This is a genomic window from Erythrobacter sp. JB1-4 (assembly GCF_057365025.1).
Window position 1 is genome coordinate 832,991 of the sequence record NZ_CP200292.1, and the last position, 21,796, is coordinate 854,786.

General features: G+C 54.6%; 18 protein-coding genes. 11 read left to right on the plus strand and 7 right to left on the minus strand.

Annotated features, from left to right (window positions below; all coding sequences use genetic code 11):
• Nucleotides 1-29 precede the first annotated feature (29 nt).
• The 8 genes from AC0V61_RS03865 to AC0V61_RS03900 all read left to right on the plus strand — a co-directional run bounded on the left by AC0V61_RS03865 (nt 30) and on the right by AC0V61_RS03900 (nt 5,704).
• The gene (locus tag AC0V61_RS03865) at nt 30-1,028 is read left to right on the plus strand and encodes an NADPH:quinone oxidoreductase family protein (RefSeq protein ID WP_486155959.1); all 999 of its coding nucleotides are present in this window, start codon (nt 30-32) and stop codon (nt 1,026-1,028) included.
• Between the two features lie 78 nt (nt 1,029-1,106).
• A complete protein-coding gene (locus AC0V61_RS03870; RefSeq protein ID WP_486155960.1) occupies nt 1,107-1,430 on the plus strand; it encodes a DUF1476 domain-containing protein in 324 nt (107 codons plus the stop codon).
• A 5-nt stretch (nt 1,431-1,435) separates the two neighbouring features.
• Entirely contained in the window at nt 1,436-1,669 is a 234-nt protein-coding gene (locus tag AC0V61_RS03875; RefSeq protein WP_486155961.1) for a BolA/IbaG family iron-sulfur metabolism protein, read from the plus strand.
• Between the two features lie 31 nt (nt 1,670-1,700).
• Nucleotides 1,701-2,033, plus strand: coding sequence for a Grx4 family monothiol glutaredoxin (grxD, locus tag AC0V61_RS03880; protein ID WP_486155962.1), 333 nt, complete (start codon nt 1,701-1,703; stop codon nt 2,031-2,033).
• 523 nt (nt 2,034-2,556) lie between these two features.
• On the plus strand, nt 2,557-3,360 hold the full coding sequence (locus tag AC0V61_RS03885) for an NUDIX hydrolase (protein ID WP_486155963.1): 804 nt from the start codon (nt 2,557-2,559) through the stop codon (nt 3,358-3,360).
• An 8-nt stretch (nt 3,361-3,368) separates the two neighbouring features.
• Entirely contained in the window at nt 3,369-4,229 is an 861-nt protein-coding gene (locus AC0V61_RS03890; RefSeq protein ID WP_486155964.1) for a phytanoyl-CoA dioxygenase family protein, read from the plus strand.
• An 83-nt stretch (nt 4,230-4,312) separates the two neighbouring features.
• Nucleotides 4,313-4,969 (plus strand): hypothetical protein, encoded by a 657-nt coding sequence (locus tag AC0V61_RS03895; RefSeq protein WP_486155965.1) that lies wholly within the window; start codon nt 4,313-4,315, stop codon nt 4,967-4,969.
• Between the two features lie 33 nt (nt 4,970-5,002).
• Nucleotides 5,003-5,704, plus strand: coding sequence for a response regulator transcription factor (locus AC0V61_RS03900; protein ID WP_486155966.1), 702 nt, complete (start codon nt 5,003-5,005; stop codon nt 5,702-5,704).
• Between the two features lie 45 nt (nt 5,705-5,749).
• On the opposite strand, the gene AC0V61_RS03905 is transcribed toward AC0V61_RS03900, so the two are convergent.
• Both AC0V61_RS03905 and AC0V61_RS03910 read right to left on the minus strand, forming a co-directional pair.
• Nucleotides 5,750-7,492: a sensor histidine kinase gene (locus tag AC0V61_RS03905; RefSeq protein ID WP_486155967.1), complete on the minus strand. Its 1,743-nt coding sequence runs from the start codon at nt 7,490-7,492 to the stop codon at nt 5,750-5,752.
• Nucleotides 7,485-8,780 carry an MFS transporter gene (locus AC0V61_RS03910; RefSeq protein ID WP_486155968.1) on the minus strand — a complete coding sequence of 432 codons (1,296 nt, stop codon included), beginning with the start codon at nt 8,778-8,780 and terminating at the stop codon, nt 7,485-7,487. The genes AC0V61_RS03905 and AC0V61_RS03910 overlap by 8 nt, the downstream gene beginning before the upstream one ends.
• 263 nt (nt 8,781-9,043) lie before the next feature.
• Between AC0V61_RS03910 and AC0V61_RS03915 the strand changes: the two genes are divergently transcribed.
• On the plus strand, nt 9,044-13,492 hold the full coding sequence (locus AC0V61_RS03915) for a beta strand repeat-containing protein (RefSeq protein ID WP_486155969.1): 4,449 nt from the start codon (nt 9,044-9,046) through the stop codon (nt 13,490-13,492).
• Between the two features lie 399 nt (nt 13,493-13,891).
• On the opposite strand, the gene AC0V61_RS03920 is transcribed toward AC0V61_RS03915, so the two are convergent.
• From AC0V61_RS03920 to AC0V61_RS03940, 5 genes are all read right to left on the minus strand, one after another.
• Nucleotides 13,892-14,152: a hypothetical protein gene (locus tag AC0V61_RS03920; protein ID WP_486155970.1), complete on the minus strand. Its 261-nt coding sequence runs from the start codon at nt 14,150-14,152 to the stop codon at nt 13,892-13,894.
• A gap of 164 nt (nt 14,153-14,316) precedes the next feature.
• Nucleotides 14,317-15,051 (minus strand): hypothetical protein, encoded by a 735-nt coding sequence (locus AC0V61_RS03925; protein ID WP_486155971.1) that lies wholly within the window; start codon nt 15,049-15,051, stop codon nt 14,317-14,319.
• 208 nt (nt 15,052-15,259) lie between these two features.
• Nucleotides 15,260-15,787: a hypothetical protein gene (locus AC0V61_RS03930; protein WP_486155972.1), complete on the minus strand. Its 528-nt coding sequence runs from the start codon at nt 15,785-15,787 to the stop codon at nt 15,260-15,262.
• Between the two features lie 2 nt (nt 15,788-15,789).
• Nucleotides 15,790-16,920, minus strand: a complete 1,131-nt coding sequence (locus AC0V61_RS03935) for a tetratricopeptide repeat protein (RefSeq protein ID WP_486155973.1) — start codon at nt 16,918-16,920, stop codon at nt 15,790-15,792.
• Nucleotides 16,921-17,191: 271 nt separating this feature from the next.
• A complete protein-coding gene (locus AC0V61_RS03940) occupies nt 17,192-17,929 on the minus strand; it encodes a serine/threonine protein kinase (RefSeq protein WP_486155974.1) in 738 nt (245 codons plus the stop codon).
• Nucleotides 17,930-18,061: 132 nt separating this feature from the next.
• Here AC0V61_RS03940 and AC0V61_RS03945 point away from each other — a divergent pair, with 132 nt between their 5' ends.
• Complete coding sequence (locus AC0V61_RS03945; protein ID WP_486155975.1) at nt 18,062-19,600, plus strand: sigma 54-interacting transcriptional regulator; 1,539 nt, start codon at nt 18,062-18,064, stop codon at nt 19,598-19,600.
• A gap of 111 nt (nt 19,601-19,711) precedes the next feature.
• On the plus strand, nt 19,712-21,787 hold the full coding sequence (locus tag AC0V61_RS03950) for an alpha/beta hydrolase family protein (RefSeq protein WP_486155976.1): 2,076 nt from the start codon (nt 19,712-19,714) through the stop codon (nt 21,785-21,787).
• Nucleotides 21,788-21,796 lie beyond the last annotated feature (9 nt).

Genomic DNA, 21,796 nt, shown 5'->3' on the forward strand with positions numbered 1-21,796 from the left:
AACCCAGAGGGATAGGGAGAGAAAACACTATGAAAGCCATCCAGACCCATGAAGTGGGCGGGCCAGAGACGCTTGTCTTGGACGAGATTGACGCGCCGACCCCAAGCAAAGGCGAAGTGCTCGTCGATGTGAAGGCCTGCGCGATCAACTATCCCGATACGCTGATGATCCGCGACCTTTATCAGTTTAAGCCCGAGCGCCCCTATTCCCCCGGCGGCGAGATTGCTGGCGTGGTGGAAGCCGTTGGCGAAGGCGTCACCAGCTGCAAGCCGGGCGACCGTGTGATCGGTATGCTGGGCAATGGCGGCCTTCGCGAAAAAGCGATTGTCCCCGATGGCCGTTTCTTCCCGATCCCCGACGGCGTTCCTTTCGAGAAAGCCGCATCGCTTCTCATGACCTACGGCACCACGATCCACGGGTTCAAAGACCGTGGATTTATGAAGGAGGGCGACGTTGTTCTGATCCTTGGCGCTGCTGGCGGTGTGGGACTTTCGGCGGTTGAGCTTGCCAAAGCCTACGGCGCGAAAGTCGTCGCCGCTGTGTCGTCCGAGGCCAAGGCCGAAGTGGCGCGCAATGCGGGCGCTGACGATGTGGTGATTTACCCGCGCGAGGAAATGGACAAGGCGGCCTCCAAAGAGCTTGCCAATGCGTTCAAAGCGGCTTGCGGCCCTCATGGTGCAAACATCGTTTACGACATCGTGGGTGGCCAATATTCAGAGCCAGCGCTGCGCTCCATCGCGTGGGAAGGTAAGTTCCTTGTCGTTGGCTTCCCTGCTGGCATTCCAAAGCTTCCTTTGAACCTAACGCTGCTCAAATCTTGCGATGTTTGCGGCGTTTTCTGGGGCGCGTTCACAGCGCGTGAGCCTGCGAAGTTTGTCGAGCAAGTCAAAGAGCTCTTTGCCCTTATGAAAGAAGGCAAGATCGACCCGCTGGTCTCCGAAACCTTCCCGCTTGAGCGTGCTGGCGAGGCAATCGCTAAGCTTGAGGCTCGCGAGGCAGTGGGCAAGGTTGTTGTGACGATGGATTAAATTGGTTGGGAGCGCTTGCGACACGCCGCGCTCCGGCCTATTTGCCGCAATAACATTTCTTCCAAAGGGATCCCCCCAATGACCGATTTTAACGACCGCCAACGCGCCGAAGAAGCCAAGTTTGCGATGGACGAAGAAACCGCCTTCAAAATCGCTGCACGCCGCAACCGCCTGCTCGGCGAATGGGCCGCTGGTGAAATGAAACTGACGGAAGAAGAGACCGAGGCCTACAAGAAGGCTGTGGTCCAAGCCGACTTTGAAGAAGCAGGCGATGAAGACGTCATTCGCAAGCTTTTGGGCGATCTCACCGCTGCTGAAACCGACATCAGCGAAGCCGACATCCGCGCTAAGCTTGAAGAGATGGCGGTTGAGGCCAAGCGCCAGTTCATGAGCCAGAGCTAACCCTCATGCCCATGCCCGGCCACGAAATCGAAGCGGCGATTCTCGCTGCTCTTCCCGGCGCTATCGTCGAACTCACCGACCTGGCGGGCGATGATGACCACTGGGCGGCCAAGGTCACTGCGCCTCAGTTCGCTGGCAAATCCAGAGTGCAACAGCATAAGATGGTCTACGCCGCGTTCGGTGACAAAATGGGCGGCGAACTGCACGCCTTGCAAGTCACAACGGTTGTTCCCAAATAACAACCAAATGAAATTTTGAAGGTGCTTTGTAATGTCTGACACTGATACCCGTATCGCTAGCGTGGTTGGCGACAATGATGTGGTCCTCTTCATGAAGGGCACGCCTCTGTTCCCGCAATGCGGCTTTTCCAGCCGCGCGGTCGCGATCCTTGATCATTGCGGTGTGCAATATGAAAGCGTGGACGTGCTCCAAGACATGGAAATCCGTCAGGGCATCAAGACCTATTCCGAATGGCCCACCATCCCCCAGCTCTACGTCAAAGGCGAATTCGTCGGCGGAAGCGACATTATGATGGAAATGTTTGAAGCCGGTGAACTTCAACAAATGATGGACGAAAAGAACGTCGCAAAGGCCGAAGGGTAAGGGTTTTTGCTTTCCGCACCCGCAGCCGCGGGCGGTCGCCCTTGCGGTCCTGGTGGGGCCGTGCACCATAACATGATTGCAATGTAGTGCTGGGTCGGCGCCGCAGGCGTCGCAAGCCCGATCGCGTGGCCGCAGGTGCCCCGAACCCCAGACTTGATCCGGGGGTAGGCAATAGCGCCGTGGACATGCTCGCGGATGCGAGCGCAAAAAAACAAACACAAACCCCAAAATACAAAAAACCGCCTCGCACCGGGTAAATGCGAGACGGCTTTTGAAACGGGGAGGTAATGCCCAGAGACCAGGAAGGGCTCACCTCATTTTGAAGACCACTTACTTCACATGTAACAATGCATCCCCCATGCCAAAAATGCTATTCCCAGCTTTCCCGCGCGAGACGATGGTTACCACGGCATTAACCCAACGCTAGCTGTAAAGTTTTTCGACAGAAATACGACAACCGTAGCACTGCCCTGTGACAAGCCCCTCTTGGCAAGCGCCGTAAGACCCTCCATCATCGCGGCCGATGACAGACGACTCTTCAGATACAGCGCCCCCGCCACAGGGAATTCCTGCGGCCACGATTATCATTTTCCGCAACTGCCCGGATGGCGGTGCGCCTCAGGTGCTCATGACGGTGCGCTCGCGCAATATGACTTTTGCAAGCGGGATGGCTGTGTTCCCCGGTGGCCGCGTGGATGATGCCGACTTTGCTCTGGGAGAACAGGTCGCGCAAAGCACTGGTGGATCGATTTCAAGCGACGAGGCAGGCCACCAAATAGCAGCAGTGCGCGAAACACTGGAGGAAACCGGGCTAGCCCTTGGTCTCAAAGGCGACATTGACGCCAAAGCCGCCAAAGCTGCGCGCGAAATGCTTGATGAAAAGAAGGCTCTGGCCCCAGTGCTGGATGCCTTTGGGTGGACACTTGACCTTAATCAGATTGTGCCTTTCGCGCGCTGGTTTCCCAAGAACGAGAATATTCCGCGCGTTTACGACACCCGCTTCTATCTTGCGAATGTGGGCACAGGCGATGTGGAGGTCTCCACCGATCACGCGGAAAACACGCGTCTATTCTGGGTGAGCGCACAAGGCGCTATCGATATGGCGGCGAATGAAGAGATCAAATTGATCTTCCCAACAAGGCGCAACCTAGAACGGCTTGCCCTCTTTGCAAACTTCGACGAGGCACGTGCTCAGGCCGAGGCCATCCCAGTTAAGACGATCATCCCGCAAGTGGACACATCGGGTCCTGAGCCGATGCTCACCATCATGCAGGATGCCGGTTACCCGGTGACAGCCGAGCTATTGGAGACGGTCGCGCGAGGATAGGCACGGTTATGCTGACACAAGATCACCTCGATGACTTCCAAACGCGCGGCTATATCGTGCTTGAGAACTTCAAGAGCGCACGCGAACTTGAAGAACTGCGGGCCGCAGCATCAGCCATCATCGATGAATTTGATGCCGAAGAACAAAGGTCGATCTTTACAACCAAAGAGGAAACGCGCCCACGCGATGATTACTTCCTGACGTCGGGTGACAAAATCCGGTGTTTCTTCGAAGAAGAGGCCTTCGATGAAAAGGGCAGTCTTGCCCAAGAAAAGCACCTTTCGATCAACAAGATTGGCCATGCCATGCATGATCTTGACCCTGTGTTCGAAAATTTCTCTCGCGATCCCAAGTGCGAAACAGTGGCAAAGGTGCTGGGACAAGCAGACCCGCAAATCTGGCAGTCGATGTATATTTTCAAGCAGCCGCGCATCGGGGGCGAGGTGCATTGGCATCAGGATGCAACATTTTTCTACACCGCCCCCATTTCTGTTCTCACCTTCTGGTTCGCTATCGATGATGCGACGCTTGAAAACGGTTGTCTTTGGGTCAGCGATGAAGGTGTGGACACGCCTTTGCGGCAAAGGTTTTGCTTAAAAGACGGCGCAACGCATATGAAGACGCTTTCGGACTTGCCATGGCCAAGCGATGCGAGTGCGAAACCATTGGAGGTAAAGGCTGGCACGCTCGTGCTCTTCCACGGTCTTCTTCCCCACTACAGCCCGCCCAATCGCTCCGATAAGCCGCGTCATGCTTACACTTTGCATGTAACGGACGGAGCGTGCGAATATTCGGACCTCAACTGGATACAGCGCGGCGCGGATTTGCCCGTGAGAGGATTTAATCCTTCTTCGCAAAGCCAATCGTGATCAGCAGGTTCTGGCAATCTGAGCCAATTACTTGGCCAATCGTGGCTTGGACCTTTGTGGCTGTCATTGGGCTTGCTGCGCCCGTGAGCGCATTAATCTATCTCGCCAGCTCCCCCTTCGAAGGTGCGTTAAGTTCAGCCAGCGCCCCTCTATTGGCCATCGCTCTTATGGGAGCAGGGATGATTGGCGGGGCAGCTGCGGGTCGTTTCGGAACCGGCCTTGCCCTCGCCTTTGGGGTTGGCGTGGCTCTCATCCTTGTGGCCGGTATCTTGGGGCTGGCACTGGTTGGCACAGCTTTAGTGATCGGCCTTGCATTGCTTTTGTCCAGTGTCAGCTTTGCCGCGCGAGGGGCTCTGTTTGCGCGTAGCAACCCATCGAAAGGCTGGTGGATTGCGGTGGCGGTCCTCGCAGGCGAAGCGGCGATTGTGGCGACTGCCGCGATGGAACCGGGCGCAATTCCCAGCTGGCTGCTTGCCCTTCTTCCGGCGCAATGGGCCATCATTGCCATTGGCGCTGCTCTTGTGGGTACAGGCTCTCCCGAGGCAAACGCTGCACTGATCGCTCTGGGGGCAACAGCTCTCGCCACACTGCTCGTCGCCGGTTTATGGCCGCGCCGGTGGCCCTATCTTGTCATGTTCACCACTTGGATCGCTATGTCAGCGCTGGTTTATCACAGCGCCGATGCAACACTGGATACATCAGGGTCGCTCCCGATTGCGCACATGAGTGTGCCGCGTTAGTGACACCTATGCGCGGCCCGTAACGGAGACACAATGACAGCGAAGCCAGATGACTTAAGGGATTTACCCAAGACCTCGAAACGATTGAATCTGGCGATCGTCGATGATCACGAGTTGCTTTTGGGCGGATTGGCAGGCGCCCTTGCCGAAAAACCCGAATTCGATGAGGTCGCAAAATATCAACATCCGGCAAAATTGCTCAAAGACTTAGAAGCGGGCCGCCGATTTGATATTGTGGTGAGCGATCTTTTGATGGGCGACACCAACGGACTTGCCCTTGCTCAAGACCTAAAGCGCCGGTTTCAAACACCGGTCCTGCTTATGACAGGCGTCGATACACCGCCTTCCCCCGACGAACTGGCACAGTACGCAATAGAAGGATTTGTCCATAAATCCGCCCCGGTTGAGGTGCTTCATACAGCGATCATATCGGTCATTTCGGGCCAACCGTATTTTCATGTGCCCGATCACTGGAACACAGAAAATAAAGCCCCGAAGTTTGGCAGGCAACCGAGGGATGGAGCCGAGTGGACAGGCGAAATCCCACTGAGCGAACGGCAAATCGAAGTGCTCAAATTGGTCGCGGCAGGGGCCGCGAACAAAGAGATCGCCAGCAGCCTCGAAATCAGCGAGAACACTGTGAAAACGCATATGAAGCACATCTTCAATGCGCTGGGCGTGACGAAGCGCACCGCCTGTGTTCAGGCGGCCAAACTGCACGGACTGGTGGAGTAGGCTTGCGCCCCTGGGCTGTCTTACTGGGCTGTCTTACTGTGTTGTCTAATTGGTTGCTCCAAAAAGCTGTTCCTGCATCGCAAGCCACACAGCTTTGGGATCAATCGGCTTTGACAAGGTTAAGATACCGGATTGGTCACGACCAACCGCTGCATCCTTGTGAAAATCGCCGATGACAATGGCCGGTATCTGGGCGTTGAACTCATCGCGGACCTGGCCAATCGTATCGGCCCCATGCCCATCATCCAGTCTTTGGTCGATGATCATGAGCACTGGCATAGTATCCGATGCCTCTAGCGCTGAGAGCGCCTCGGTTTGCGTGGTCGCAGCCATCACATTGCAATCCCACCCACGCAATGCAGCCGCAATTGCTTCGAGCGATGCGCTGTCCCGATCAGCCACCATAACGAGGGGCTTTTGTTCAAAGGGGTGCACATCGCCAATGTCGATTGTCTTCGCAGCGTCCTCTGAAATCTCTGAGGGAACCGAAAGGATAAAGGAGGTCCCCACCCCCTCTTGCGATTGGACCTCTATGCCAACCTCAAGCGTCTCGCAAAGCCGTTTCACAATCGACAAGCCAAGCCCCAATCCCTTTTCGGACTGAACGCCTGCTGCGCTTTGCGTGAACTCGGTGAAAATGCGCTCTTGATCCCTCTCAGCGATTCCGGGTCCGGTGTCTTTAATCTCAATGATTGCGCCGTGCTCCGCTGGCTTAAGCGATACCTCAATGCGTCCATCTTGAGGGGTGAACTTCGCCGCGTTGGAGATCAAATTGCGTAAGATGCGGCTAAATAAGGCCGGGTCTGTCGTGACCTCGATCGCCGCTAAATCGGTCTGAATTGTGGCCGTGCCGGCGTTTGCAACCTGATGAACTGCGCTTTCACAAATTGTGTCGAGGCCAACAACATCGAGGTGAAGTTCGGTATTGCCGTGCTCTAGCCGGGATATCTCCGTTAGCCCGCGTAGCATCGAACGCTGTGACTGTAGGCATTCATCAATCCGGTCGAGAAGTTTAAGCTGTTCGGGATCGCGCAAGGTGGAGCGCAGTCCTGCGACAAAGAAGCCTTGCGCATTTAAAGGTTGTCCCAAATCGTGGGCGACCCCGCTCATAAAGCGCATCTTATCGGCATTGGCGTCCTTATAGACCTTGTTGCGCGCCAAGATCATCTCGTTCAACTGGTGAGCGTTCTTAGCAGCGATGGTCTCGCGCATATCGATTTCGACCTTGGCGCTAACCACCATGAGAAAGAGGAAATAGAACAAAAGCCCAACCCCGATCAGCGAGAGCGCTCCGGGAGCAGTGACCAAAACATAGAGCGCAAGCGGAGGCAGCGCGGTGCTCGCCAAGGCGACATAGGTCGGGCGGTAAGCCGAACGCGGCACCACACCGCCAAGCGTTATGCTGCAAACGTTGAAACAGGCAAAGAACAGCGTGAACAGCTGATCATAATCCACGTTCCAAATCGCAAACCCGCTCCACACAAGGCCTGTGGCCGCAGACACGAAACAGTGCCCAATAAGAAACCTTTGCGTGTTCTCGCTTGAAATGTCCCCGCGAACACCAAAGCGGGCATACAAATACACCACCAAGACCATCGCGCTGCCCAAAGCGGCCCATAACAAGCCAATCCAAAGCGCTTGAACAAACGCGATGATCGCTGTGGTGTAGCCCACGATAAACAGCACGATCATGCATGATCCAAGAACGCGCTCTTTAAGCAGTTTGGCTTGCTCGACCCGCAGAAGTCGCAAATCATTGACCGATTGCAGCTCGCCGGGTTCAGCCATCAATGACCTCTCGCATTCCAAATCGGGTTTCCCCTTTTAGCGTCGCAAGCGCGCAAAGCTTTAGGACAATCGGAATGCCACCGAAAAAGAGGAGGAATAGCCACAAGTTTTGATTATCATGATTTGTAGTAACCTCGAAATTCAGCCAGCCCAAAACGGGAAAGGCAATGGCTAATGGAGCAACGAAGGAGAGTTTGGATGAGGCGTTCTTGACCGCTAGGAAAATCCCAGCCTGACGCCGGTTGCCCGCCACCTCTTGCTCGTGCGTAATGTCCGCGAGCATGGATGTAGGCAGGATCGCATCCCCTCCAAATGTGCCGCCTATGATCACGAAGATTATCGCTGGGAGAACACTATCTCCAGGCGACACAAAAGGTGTCAACGCTAAGGCTAGGCAGCTGATAGTGATCGCAATTTTCCATGCGAAAAGCTTTCCGTATCGCCTCGCCAAATGCTGCCAGGCGGGCAAGAAAACCGCCGTCGCCACAAACATTGATGCGATAAGAACACCGACCATATCAGGCTGAGCGAGAAAGTTTGAAATGAACAGCACGGCAAGTGCTGTGAAAAAGGCGTTGCCCAATTGAACCACCGCAAACACCCCGATCAATCGCCGGCATGCTGCGTGATCGATCAAAGCGCGCAGGCTGTCTGAAATCGATGCGCGCGGCACGCCGAGTGCGTTTTGTGGAACGGGGATAAGAAGAGCGAACGCCGCTGTGCCGATCAAAGCCAGCACGCAAACCACTATTCCGATGACTGGCAACGCCTCTGACACACTCGTGCCCAGCAAAAGCGGCATTGACCCTGCCAGAAGAGCTCCTGCAACCTGAAACGCGGCCTTCGCGCTGGCAAGCCGGGTTCGCTCTGTCACTGAGCCAGAAAGCTCCAGCCCTAGCGCGCAGTAAGGCACATCAAGCATGGTCAGGCAGATGAAGTAACCGCCCCCGATTATGATGAGATATAACGGACCGACCTCCACCGGAGGAGACACCAGCAACCAGAAAAAGACGACAAATCCCACCACGCCTGCGGCCATCCAAGGTTTGCGCGGGCCAAAGGCCGAGCGGGTTTGATCGCTCCAATGGCCGATGAGGGGATCGGTAAAAACGTCCCCAATCCGCCCTGCGGCAAACACGAACCCAACCAGGGTTAAACCCAACCCTAGATCAACAGCGTAGAATGTGGGCGCAAACGCGAGCAAGGCCATGCCCGCCATTGCAACAGGCATCGTCAGAAGACCGTAGCTTAAGAGCTGCGCAAAAGAGAGCCTATCGGTTTGGCGCATACGATCCTGTTTTTTGGGCCTGTTTTTTTGGCCTGTTTTTTGGCCTGTTACTTAGGTTTTGGCTGAAATACCCAACAAGCAAGAATTCTAATGCCGGTTCGTTCAATTGAGCGATAACTGTGCAATTGGAATACTCCCTAACATGTCTTTGCCTCGTCTTTGATCACCCTTTTGGGCGATAGAAGGGTGGTTAAACAAGTGATAACCATTAAAACGGTTAGGAGCGCCAGGAAATCACTTGGTCTATTGGGGGAAATCAAGAAGTGAAAAAGTCCGCACTGCTCGGTGTGAGCATTCTCGCATTGTCGACTGCTGCGCCTGTATTGGCACAAAACCAAAGCACGGTGACACAGACCGGCAACAATGGCACCATTGACGTTGTTCAGGCGGGCACCGGCGGCGGCAACGAATCCACCGTCACGCAAAGCGGCGATGACAGCGCGGTAGACGTCGATCAGTCCGGCGCCTTTGGCGTCAACACCTCAGACATTGATCAAAGCGCCAACACGAGCACCGCGACCGTTGTGCAGGTCGGTGAGGCTGCGGTTTTCTTTGTACCCGAAGGCAACACCAGCACGATTACACAGGCCGGTGATGATCAGACCATCCTCGTCGAACAAAACGGTGAGTTTAACGTTTCGTCCGTCGATCAAAGCGGGATTGGGCAAAACGCAACCGTAAGCCAAGTTATAAATCCACTAGGCGCTCCTCTTGCAGCCTTCGGCAACTCCTCGACTATCTCGCAAAGCGGCGACGGAAACACCGCGAGCGTTGGACAAGACGGCAATGAAAACTCTTCAGGCGTTACGCAAACCGATGTGGCCTCAACCGCAACCGTGTCCCAGCAGGGGGAATTCCACGCAAGCACTGTCACTCAGGAAGACGAAAATGGCGTCGCCAATGTAACTCAGGAAGCGCAGGCGAACACCTCCTTCGTCACGCAGCGCGCATCAGATGCGATCGCGAATGTGACACAGACAGGTAACGGCAACTTCTCGACCTTGCTTCAGGGCGATATCTCCGATGATCAAACCGCTACGATTGTGCAAAGCGGCGACATCAACACAGCCGACATTCAGCAGGGCACCGATGGCGGCGGGGTTCTCGACAATGATAATATCGTGACGCTCACCCAATCGGGCGAGGCCAACACCGCATTTGTGCGCCAGAGCAGCGAGCTCAACACCGCTGATATCCTGCAATCGGGCAACAATAACGAAGCGCGCCTTGAAGATCAGGGCGATGGTCTTGGCAGCACGTCCAATCAGGACAACGATGCTTTCTTCGTGCAGAGCGGCGATAACAACTTTGCATCCGTAGACCAGCCCGGCCAGGACGGCACAGCCACGATCAATCAGCTCGGCTTTGGCAACACGTCAACCACGGCGCAGGATGGTTCGGACAACACAGCCACCATCAATCAGAACGGTGATTTTGATAGCTCGGCCATCACTCAAACAGGTGATTTTGGGACCGCGACAGTCACTCAAGAAGGCATCGACCTTGATGGGAGCCTTTCTGCGAACGGCAGCACCGTCACCCAATCGGGTTTGTTTAACACAGCCAACGTTAATCAGCTTGGCGATGAAAACAGCTCAACGGTTACGCAAACCGGCTCCTTTACAGGTGCGACCGTTATTTCGGGGGGCGTGGGCAATACAAGTTCGGTAGATCAGTCAGGCTCCACGCTCAACACGCAGGTTTTGCAGGATGGCGACGGCAACTCGTCAACCGCGACGCAGGCCGGAACCAACACGCTTATCGACGTGGACCAATTGAGCGACAACAGCAGCTCGGCTGCTGACCAAACCGCTACAAGCGTCGCTTCTGTCGCTGACATCAATCAAAACGGCGAGTTCGACACATCCAGCGTTACGCAAGGCTCCACAAGCAGCACGGTAAACGTCACGCAAGAAGGCTTTGACCTTGATGGCAACCTTGCTGCGAACTCCAGCACAGTCCTGCAAGAAGGCAGCACCCAGCTCGCCAATGTTACCCAGGTGGGCGACAACAACAGCTCGTTCGTTGGCCAAGACGGCGTATCGGTGCGCGCGACCTTGGTCACTGGCGGTGTCGGCAACTCCTCTGGTATAACTCAAGATGCAACGGATGTGACCGCAGTCGTCAATCAAGACGGCGATGCCAACTCCTCAACCATCACCCAAACGGGCAGTTTGAGCGATGTGACCGTCGTGCAATTTGGCGATGAGGACACCTCGATCGTTGCGCAAACCGGCACCGATCAACAGGCGCAAGTCGATCAGGCGGGGCTGAATTCGCGTTCAGAGGTTACGCAGAACAACGACAGCAACTTTGCTGACGTGGTCCAACGCGGCGTTGAGAACACAAGCTTCATCACGCAAAACGGCACCAATGGCGAAGTCGACCTTGATCAGACGGGTGAAAACAACTTCTCCAACGTTGTGCAAGTCGACTCAGAGCAGGATGCGTTCGTTAGTCAAAGCGGTGATCACAACAGCTCAATCATCAGCCAGTCAGATGTTCTTGGCACCGGAACAGGCAGCCGCAGCGCGACTGCGAACCAGTCTGGCGATGACAACACCTCCGAGATTGTGCAGCTTTCCAATCAGGACTGGGCGATTGCTGATCAAAGCGGTGATGGAAACACATCCTTCATCACTCAGACCGGTGTCGAGGTTGGAGGCTTTGTTTTCCAAACGGGTGATTTTTCAAGTTCGACCATCACGCAAACTGCATCAAACAGTGTGGCAGATGTCCAGCAAGAGGGGATTGACCTTGATGGATCTGGGACAACCAACACCAGCGTGGCCACGCAAAGCGGCGTTGGCCAGACCTCCAATTTGCGGCAAATCGGTGATGAGAACAGCTCTGACATCAATCAGTCGAACTCTGGCAACTTTGTAAATGCTCTATCGGCTGGCGTCGGCAACAGCACCACAATCACGCAGAGCGGTACCACCGCCAATGCGCTGCTTGACCAACAAGGCGATGGCAACACTTCGCTGATCACGCAAAGCGGCGCAAATGCTGTGGCGGAAGTAAGCCAGCAGACCGACAACAGCTTCTCTGACGTCACCCAAGGCAATAGCGCCAATATGGCAAACGTCTTCCAAGGCGGCGCAACCAACACATCCTTCGTTACGCAAAACGGCACCGATGGCGAAGTCGACCTTGATCAGACGGGTGAAACCAACTTCTCCAGCGCTTCGCAATTGGGCGCTGAGCAAGATGCGACTGTTTTGCAAAGCGGCGATGGCAACAGCTCAATCGTCAATCAGCAGGATATTGCAGGCACGGGCACCGGGATCGGCAACGCAAGCGTGACCCAGTTTGGCGACAACAACACTTCCGAAGTGTTACAGTTGTCGAACCAGAACATCGCGACCATTGCTCAAGGGCCAGCCGTCGGTTTTTCAACGACTGGCAGTGGCAACACATCGTTTGTAACGCAAACCGGTGTTGACGAAGAGGCGGATGTTGAACAGTTGGGCGACAACGGCGGATCGACGGTCACGCAGACCGGCAGCGGTAACTTTGCAGAGCTTATCCAGCAAGGCGATGCCAACAATTCGCTTATCACTCAGAACGGGACGAATGCGCAGGCGTTGATTGAGCAGGGTTCTGCCGGAAGCCTCTCGGAAGTCACGCAAAATGGTGATGGCAACCTTGCTGATGTCACGCAGATCCAAACGGCGCAAACCTCAACCATCACCCAAAATGGCAATGATGGGCGGTCGACGGTCCTTCAGTCTGGTGCTGACAACTCGTCTGTGATCCTTCAGTCTGGTGACAGCCAGATTGCCGGTGTGACGCAGACCAGCGGCGCGAACAACAGCTCGAGTGTGACGCAAACTGCCTCTGCTGAGCGTGCGCAGGCACTCATTGGCCAGTCAGGCGACGGGCACTCCTCAACCGTCAATCAGTTTGCGACCAATACAAATGCAGCGGTTACTTCTGGAGTTACTGTCAGCCAGTCCGGCAGCAACAACACCGCTGAGATTGACCAAGGTGGGGACTACCTCAGGTGGGCCTTTGGTCCTACCCGAGGGATCACGCAAAGTGTTGGGCCAGCGGCTTTCTTGACCCAGCAGGCGTCGGGTAACTTTGCTGATATCGACCAGAATGGAACATCGACGCTATCGGTCAACGACCAATTTGGCAGTGACAACGATCTGCTTGTCAGCCAGACCGGCGATAACAATTATGCGGTTACGAACCAGGGTGGCGATCGCGGCTCTATCACAATTGACCAGTCCGCTTCGACGCCAGCCGGAGATTTGGCGTTTGCCGATGTGTTACAGTCCGGCGATGATAACCAGGCCATCGTAACGCAAGATGGCACAGGCAATCCGACCGGTGGCAACTTCATTCCGCTCGCTGACATCAATCAGTTTGGCGACAACAACGTCTCGACCACGACGCAGTCAGGTCAGGAAGACAGTGTGTTTGTTGATCAGATTGGGTCTGGCAATATGTCCACGACGACACAGCTTGCTGGCGGTCTCACCAATGCAGGCGATATCAACCAGAGCGGCGACAACGGCGTGTCGGAGCTCACTCAGTCGGGTGATAGCCAGTTTGCTGAGCTGTTCCAGAACGGTGATCTCAACACCAGCCTCATCACGCAAAGCGGTGCGACCAACACCACAACCGTGACCCAGAACACAGACGCGAACTTCTCCTCTGTTACCCAAGGCGGCGCTAACAGCACCGTCACCGTGACCCAGTAAGGGCATTTAACCCATCAATGGGGGGCCGAAGGCATTCAGCCTTCTGATCGGGCGCTGGTTCGTAAGGACCGGCGCCCGATTATTTTGTGGTTGGGACACATGCATTAAGCTTGGAGCGAAGGCGGCCTTTTGGAGCGGCCTGGTCGTGTCGACCTCACATGCAGGCCATTAAGTGGAGAGCGTGTGAAACGCTTCGAGTTTCGAGCCGCGTTCGCAAGCAGAAGCCGCGTCCAGCCCCAGCAAAACCAGCATACTAAGCAACCTTAGATAAAGGGGTCCTGCTTCCCGGCCTCGCAGGACCCTCGTTCAACTTGTGATTGAATTTGCCCACTGGCGTGGCCGGGTGGTGACGTGTCAGCTTATGCGTGCCGGATCAGCGCCAAACATCCGCCAGGCCTATCAAACGGTGTAATAATCATTCCAAGCGGCAGTCAGGTTTGCTTGAACCGCCGGAGATGCAGGTGCGCCTGCAAAGACACCGGTATTGCCATAGTAGTAACTCGAAGCGGGCGGTCCATCGGTCCCCATGTGATCGTTGTTTGGATTGGCCACGTTCCTGCTGAAGTGGATTCCCGGAAAATTGGGATTGGTATAGTAGACCCAAGTGTTCCCATTGTTGGGGTCGACGTAATTTGCGATTACCCAGTCGGCCATTGTCATGTCAAAATTCCCTTGATCAGCGCCATGCGCATGATTTTTCTTGAGTGTTGAAACGCGTCACAAGGTTTCCCGCGCCATTGCTTCACGGCGCGGGAAACTCCTTGTTCAAGGGCAGTCAAATGCCCTCGGTTTTGATAAGTTTAGGCTGTAAGAGCCCAGCCTTGTTAGGCGGTTTGTGAGGCGACTTCGGCCTCAATGCTCTGCTTGAGCTCATCCATTGCCTTCTTGATGTCTTTCAGGCTTTCATTTTGCGCCAGATTGCCGCTGGTCGCTGCCTGAAGGAGCACGTCATCATAGGCGTCATGAAGCTTGTGCAATGTGCTCAAGTCTTTCTGAAGACCCGCTGCACGTGTCATTGCCGGGTTCGGATTAACAGCCGCCACCATATAGGTTATCGCGATCACCTTGATGTTCTTGCTACCCCACGCATTTTGGGCATCGACCATCGTGGAATTGTGACCAATGTAAACGGCAAAGGTATAATCGCCGACCACGATATAGCTGAAGCTCACTTCGAGGTTCTGCTCTGTCGATGAACTTGTCGCCGCCAGACCCAACACACTTTTGACAAGGCCGCCGACATCCTTAGTCGTCTTTTGCAAGAGAGCAGGATCAGTGCCTTCAGTCATGTAGTTTTGCATCAAGTCGGTGGCTGTATCGACGATGCCATCGACAATCCCGTTGAGGGCATTCAAGCTGAATTCTTCGGAAAATTTTGAATAATAGAGTGAGTCAGATTTGATATCTTGAACGATGCCTTTTGTATGACCGTTGATGTATCCTTCTGCCTGCTTCTCTCCATTGTTTAGTGAGGCCATCGCTTGCTTTGATGCAGCTTCCACAGCTGCCACGGCCGCCGCGTTGTCGGCCAGCGCTGTGTCGATATTTGGACTACCCATTATTCTTCCCCTTAGTTTGAGAGTTTTTCACGCAGTCTGAATTGACTACGTGCTTCTCACAGCAGGAAGCGTGCCATTCCTCACTTTCATTATATTTCAATGCCTTAGAAATGCACCTAGAGCGCAGGCTAGACCGCCAACCGTGTCCGACACGTTTTGCGACACGTCGGACATAGGTGGAAACACTTAGCCAGCGGCATCAGATGGCCTAGGCCGGGACGTCTCCTCCAGAGCCAGCCGTGCTTTCAGGGTCAAACCGAAACAGACGGGAGCGGGTTTTGCGTTTTCCATCACCATCAAGCGTCTCAATCAGCACCGAAAGATAGCCGGACATCTCCCATTGGCCATCGCCTTTGACGACTTTCAGCCTCTCGCGCGAGCTGATCGTTATATTGGTGAGGCCATTCGCATCTGCGACCTGCGGCAAGTCCCACTCACCAATCCTGTTGCAGGCACTCGACGCGTTGAACGGGGAAAGAATTGTATCATAGGGGCGAAAACGTGGGACGGAAACGAGTGTGAAGTCCGTTATAATGAAACGCATCTCCTCTTCGCTTTGTGCGCTTCCAATCACGTTCACAGTCACGTTAGCTTGCGAAGGGAAATGGAACGTCCCGGCACAGCGGCCATCCTCTTGAAAGATTGACCCCCTGGGGCCTATGAATTCATAGTTGAGTGCGTTCGTCACCTGATCCACGTTAAAGCGCAGATTGAGTTTTAGTTTTTCTTTTGCCACGTTCACATTCTCCTACTGATAATATCGTGATATCTTGGGTCTTGTCTGAGCTCGTCTAGGTAGGGATCATTGGCGATTTCGTTCACAGGATAACCTGCATCCAGTGCGTCAAGCATGCTGCTCAAGGCGGCATCACGATCACCCAAAAGCTCGTGTGTCACCGTCAAACGAAAGTAAGTGGTGGTCTCTTGTTGAGGACCCGACATCACATTTGCCAGAGCCGCTTTAGCCTTCTGGCGATCACCCGCTTTTGCTGCATAAAGAGCAAGACGACTGTCGAATTCTTCGCCGTGAGATCGTTTAGCGTCATTGGCTTCGAGCAAGTGAATGGCACGGCGATATGAAGTTTCGGATGCGCCCACCTTATGGGGGACAAAGCGCTGCGCATCTCCAAGGTTTGCCCAAGCTATGTAGTTATGGGTGTTGCCCGCCAACTCGATTGTTCGTTCAAAAGCATCGGCGGACTGTTCATAGCGCCCTTGGAAAAACAGATACGTCCCTAGATTGTTGTATAGCCTTGAGGTCTGCCCGATCTTCAGCCCGTCTTGTACCGAGCGGATGGCTTGTGTGGTTTTTCCTTGCATATGAAGGAAGTGGGAGAGGTTTGCGTAACCTTGGAGGTTGTCGGGAGCGACTGTTAAACCATCGCGCGCTGCGCGCTCTGCTTCAGCAAATCTCCCCTGTCGCCCAAGCAAATCTGAATAGTCATCATAGAAAACGCGGTGCTCTGGATGAGCGGCGATCGCGGATTTGAGCAGCCTCTCGGCGGCTGTAAAGTCACCTTGCTTCTTAAGCATCCGCCCTCGCCCCTCCAAAGCCAGAGCGTTATCCGGATCGAGCAAATCCGCCATGTCATAATGCTCTTGTGCACGATCAAGATCGCCCGAGAATTCCGCCGACCAAGCAGCAGCTATATTCGCAAGCGCAAGTTGAGGGTCACGCTCCAATGCCGATCCCGCCATCGCCCTTGCGCGTCGCAAGATGGCCGGATCAGTTTCTTGGCTGGTGTATTCACGGATAAGTGCCAAAGCCATGCCAGCCTCTGCCCCGGCGTGCTCGGGATTATTGTCGAGTATCTTTGAGAATATGGCTTGGGACTCTTGCACCGCCCCTGCCGCCCCAAATCTTTGCACAAGGTCAATCCCATCGGCCATCTGCTCGCTGATGGGGGGGCATCGAAGGCAAAGCTTGTCATCCCGGCCACAGCTATCACAGCCACACTTATTGCAGCGATAGCAGCCGGAACCGCAGCCGCGCTGCGCTGCGCCACTGATGACGCGAACTTTGCAAGCCGGCCTTTAAGCGCAAGCTGGTTGGCCTGAAAATCGTGGCCCTCCAAAGCGGCTTGCACATGAGACATCGAACTTGGTCGCGACCGCGGATCTTTCTCTAACATCTTCGCGATCAAATCTGACAGCCATTGCGGCACGTCAGGTTGCAACGCGCGAATTGAAGGGGGCTGTCTCTCAAGACACTGTTGAGCACCGCTCCTTGGCTGGTGCCGTCAAAGGCACGCCGAGCGGTGAGTATCTCAAAGAACAGCGCCCCAAGCGAGAAAATATCCGACCTGTGATCTGCGTCTTTGCCCAGAAGTTTCTCCGGTGCCATGTAAGGCAGGGTGCCATCGAGTGAAGGACGCTGGTCGGTATTTGACGCAGCGATTGTCTCTAAAGCATCATCTGCGTGCCAAAACTTTGCTAAGCCAAAGTCTACGAGAAACGGCCTATCGTCGCCATCAAGCATGATGTTGGAGGGCTTAATATCACCGTGGACTATTCCCACCTCATGCGCGGATTTGAGAGCATCGGTGATTTGTTCAAACAGGTTGAGCGCATCAGACCACGCAAACCCGTCTTCGCCCAATCGCCGGGACAAAGGCTGGCCATCGATATGTTGCATCACAAGCGCCAGCTGGTCTTCATGCTCAATTAGGTCATACAGTGTGACAATGTTGGGATGCGAAAGCCGAGCAAGCGTTTTGGCTTCTTTAAGAAGCACCTGCCGATCGGTTTCGCTTATCGCTGCAAAATTGACCGATTTGAGGGCAACTTGACGCCCAAGTTTGGGATCGAGCGCGATGTAGACCGTGCCTTGTGATCCTGAGCCGGCAATCGATGTGACCGAATACTTGCCGATACGCATTGCGTCCACTCCCCCGAAATCTGCAATGCCATCCAAAATGAGGCCTGCACCTCCATCTGGATTTTCGGCCTATCAGACTTGGATATGGGCGCTATGATACAACTAATCTCAAACCATGAAAGCGGTGAATGATTGGCCGAACATGATTACAAATCAGCAGACTTAGCAGATACGCTGCGCTTCAACGATGCTGCCTCCAGCAATGCTCTTTTGTCACAGACCACATTGCCGTGCCTAGCCATTGTTTGGCACACCGATCTGACCCGTGTTGGACAAACTGCTCCGCTCAGTTTTGACGACAACGAGACAGCATTCGTTTCAAGATTGCTCCCGGAATTCTTCGCCAACCGCAACGCCGATGGGCTCCCTTTGTTGGATCAGCATCTTTCCAGGTCGCCGTTACAGGTGCAGCGCATAAATGATCGCGAATTCTTGTTCATTCCCCCAGAAAAACGAGTGTCCATAACGATCAACGGGCGAATGCTGGACAAGCCTTCGGTCTTTAACATGGATGAATTGGGGGAGGACATAATCATCGTCCTGGCTGATTGTGTTGTTTTGTCGCTCTTCAACACCTCGGCGCAATTCCTCTATCCTGAGACGACGGACAGCTTTGGTCTATTGGGCGTAAGCAAGGGCGCTGCTGCGACACGCAATGCAATTGAGCGGCTTTCCAAAGGCAATCTTGCCGTGTTGATAAGAGGGGAAACGGGCACCGGTAAGGAATTGGTTGCGCAAGGACTGCATCGCGCAGGCGAACGCCATAGCGAACAAATGATCTGCGTAAACATGGCGACGATGACCCCCTCGCTTGCAGCAGCAGAGCTGTTTGGAGTGAAGAAAGGTGCCTTTACCGGAGCGGGGTCTGACAAAGCCGGATTGTTCGAGCAAGCTGACAATGGAATCTTGTTTCTCGATGAGATTGGCGATGCCCCGCACGAGGTGCAACCCATGTTGCTGCGCATCCTCGAAAGCGGAGAATTGCGACGCATCGGAGATGATCGGACGCGCAAGACCAACGTAAGGGTCATTGCTGCGACAGACCGAGATCTTGGGGCTGATGAACCCGGATTAGCATTTAATCAGCCATTGCTGAGGCGGCTGGAAACAATAGTGATCGAAGTCCCGCCTCTGCGAAATAGACGATCTGACTTGGGCATTCTTCTGCTCAGCTTTCTAACGCAAGACGGCGAGGCGATACCCGGTTTTGAGGCCTCTGAGCTGGCTGCATCAGATGTCGCAAAACTGTGTCTTTTCAATTGGCCCGGCAATGTGCGTGAGTTGCGCAATGTGGCTTTGCGTTTGCGCTTTGGACAAGAAATTTCGATCGAGGCGATCACCGCTGGGAAAACACAAGGCGTTCAAGCAGATGGAAAAGGCCAAAAAAGCGCCTACGCCGACGCTCATGCGATCGATGATCAAGCCCTCCTTGATGCGCTCAACGCCAATGATTGGGTCATAAAATCGACGGCACAGCATTTGAATGTCTCTCGAACGGCGCTGTATGAGCGGATGAGAAGGTGCTCCCAAATAAAGCAGATCGGGGATATTTCGGACGCGCAATTGCGTTCAACGATGATCAAGGTTCCGGGATCTTACAGTGATTGGGCAAAAGCCCTGAATGTGGGCCGTGAGGCGTTGCGAAAGAGGGTGCAAAGCTTGGGGGAATAGTCGGCTTTCCCCGTCAGTTTGCAAGGCACACCGCTGGAGCCAGGACCTCATTGCGAATACAAGTAATCGATTGAACTTGATGCAATCATTGCCTTGCGTATTGTAATAGACATGACAATTCGCCCGATTATGTCGATTTTGACAGTAAAGCTTTGCGCGCCTGCATTTCTATTGTTGAGCGCGGGACTGACCCATGCACAAGATCATCAGCCAGCTCGGGCAGAAAACACAGAACCCTCACCTGCTAAAGCTGCCGAACACTCAGGCACAATCCCGCCGTTGATCGCAACAGAAGCGTTCGCAGGGCGGCCCGGTTTTTGGCGTCCGGAACTATCGCCTGATGGCAAATTTATCAGCCTGTTCCAGCTCCGCGATGAACAGCTGCAGATGACCATTTTCGATATTGCTCAAAACAAAGCAGTCAGCGCGATCGGTTTTGGCAAGGGGAGCAGTGTTGGCTGGACCCGGTGGGTCGATAACGATCGTATGCTCATGAACGTCACGACCGTCTCCTTCGGGCTTGGAATGTGGCTTCCGGTCAATCGCATTTTCATCGTCCACCCCAAAGAAGGGCGCGCTGAACCATTGATCGAAAACCAGAAGAGCTTTGATGGCGGCGACCTTTTGTATGTTGCACCCGAGGGCGAATATGCCCTGATTGCGCATGGTCCACCGGTCAGGCGTAATGTGGGAGACCGCGGATTTTTTCGTACCTTTTTCAACTATGAACCCGGTGTCTATCGCTATGAATTAAAGTCAGGCGGCGAAATGACGACTGTGCTTGAACCCAAAAAGGGTGTCGACACATGGGAAGTCGATACTGCGGGCGTGGTCCGTCTTGGGGTGGGTTGGCGGCGCAAGCGCTTTTCTATGTTTTACCGCGAAACGGGCGATGAAGAGTTCACCCGCATTGCAAGGCTGAAGAAGAACGACACCGACAAATTCTTCGAGGCGATCCAAATCATTACCGGGTCAAGCAAGGGATACGTCCTCGACGAGAATGACGAGGGACGCGTTGGCTTACGCGTCTTCGACTACAAAACGCGTGAGATTGTCGACACCTTCTACGAGCACCCCGACTGGGACCTCGAAAAGGTCTGGCTTAACGACGACGGCGAACCCTTGGCTGTGTTCTATACCGACGACAGACAGCGGGTTGTGTGGTTCGATGATGAATACAAATCAGTCTACGATGACCTTGGAGAGGCGCTTGGCGAGGGGAATTTGGCTGTCATCTCATGGTCGGATGACAATCGAAAAATGCTCGTATCATCAAGCAGTGAGGCCGATCCGGGGGTGGTTTACACCTATGACGCGGACGCGCGGCGCCTGGATGTATTTGCGCCCTATCGCGCAGAGATTGATCACCGGCTTTTGGCGAAACCCAAAGCCATCACCTACACCGCGCGCGACGGCACAACGATCCGCGGCTATCTAACACTTCCCAAAGGCAGAGCGCCTGAAAACCTGCCCTTGATCATCAATCCCCATGGCGGCCCTTACGGCGTACGCGACGAATTGCAGTATAATGATGAGGTCCAATTCCTCGCCAACCGAGGCTACGCTGTCCTGCAACCCAACTACCGTGGGAGTGGTGGTTATGGGACCGAGTTTTTTGAGCTTGGCACAGGGCAAATTGGGCTCAAAATGCAAGATGATCTTGATGATGCAATGGATTGGGCGGTCGCCGAGGGGATCGCTGACCCTGCCCGTGTTTGCATCGTCGGCGCCTCTTATGGAGGGTTTGCTGCGATCTGGGGCGTGGTACGCAATCCGGAACGCTATCGCTGCGCAGCAAGTTGGGCCGGTGTCACCGACTGGAACCGCATTTTGAAGGATGACCGCAGGCAAATGAGCCGCGAGGCCGGCAAACGCTGGGCAGCACGGCTTCAAGGGGATGACGAGGAGTTGGACCTCAAAGAGGTCTCGCCCGCCCGGATGGAGCGCCTGGGAATGTCACTGACACGCCCGCTTTTGCTTGCCCACGGCACACGTGACAGCATTGTACCGTTTGACCAGTATAAACGCATGGAGAAGGCCGCGCGCAAAGCTTCCGTGCCCCCGACCACTATGGTGATCGAGGGCGAAGGGCACGGGTTTTCAAAGGCTGAGAACGAGCAGAAATGGTACGACGCGCTCGATGCGTTTCTGGCCGAGCACAACCCTGCTGATCCCATTCCCGAGTAGGCAATTGGC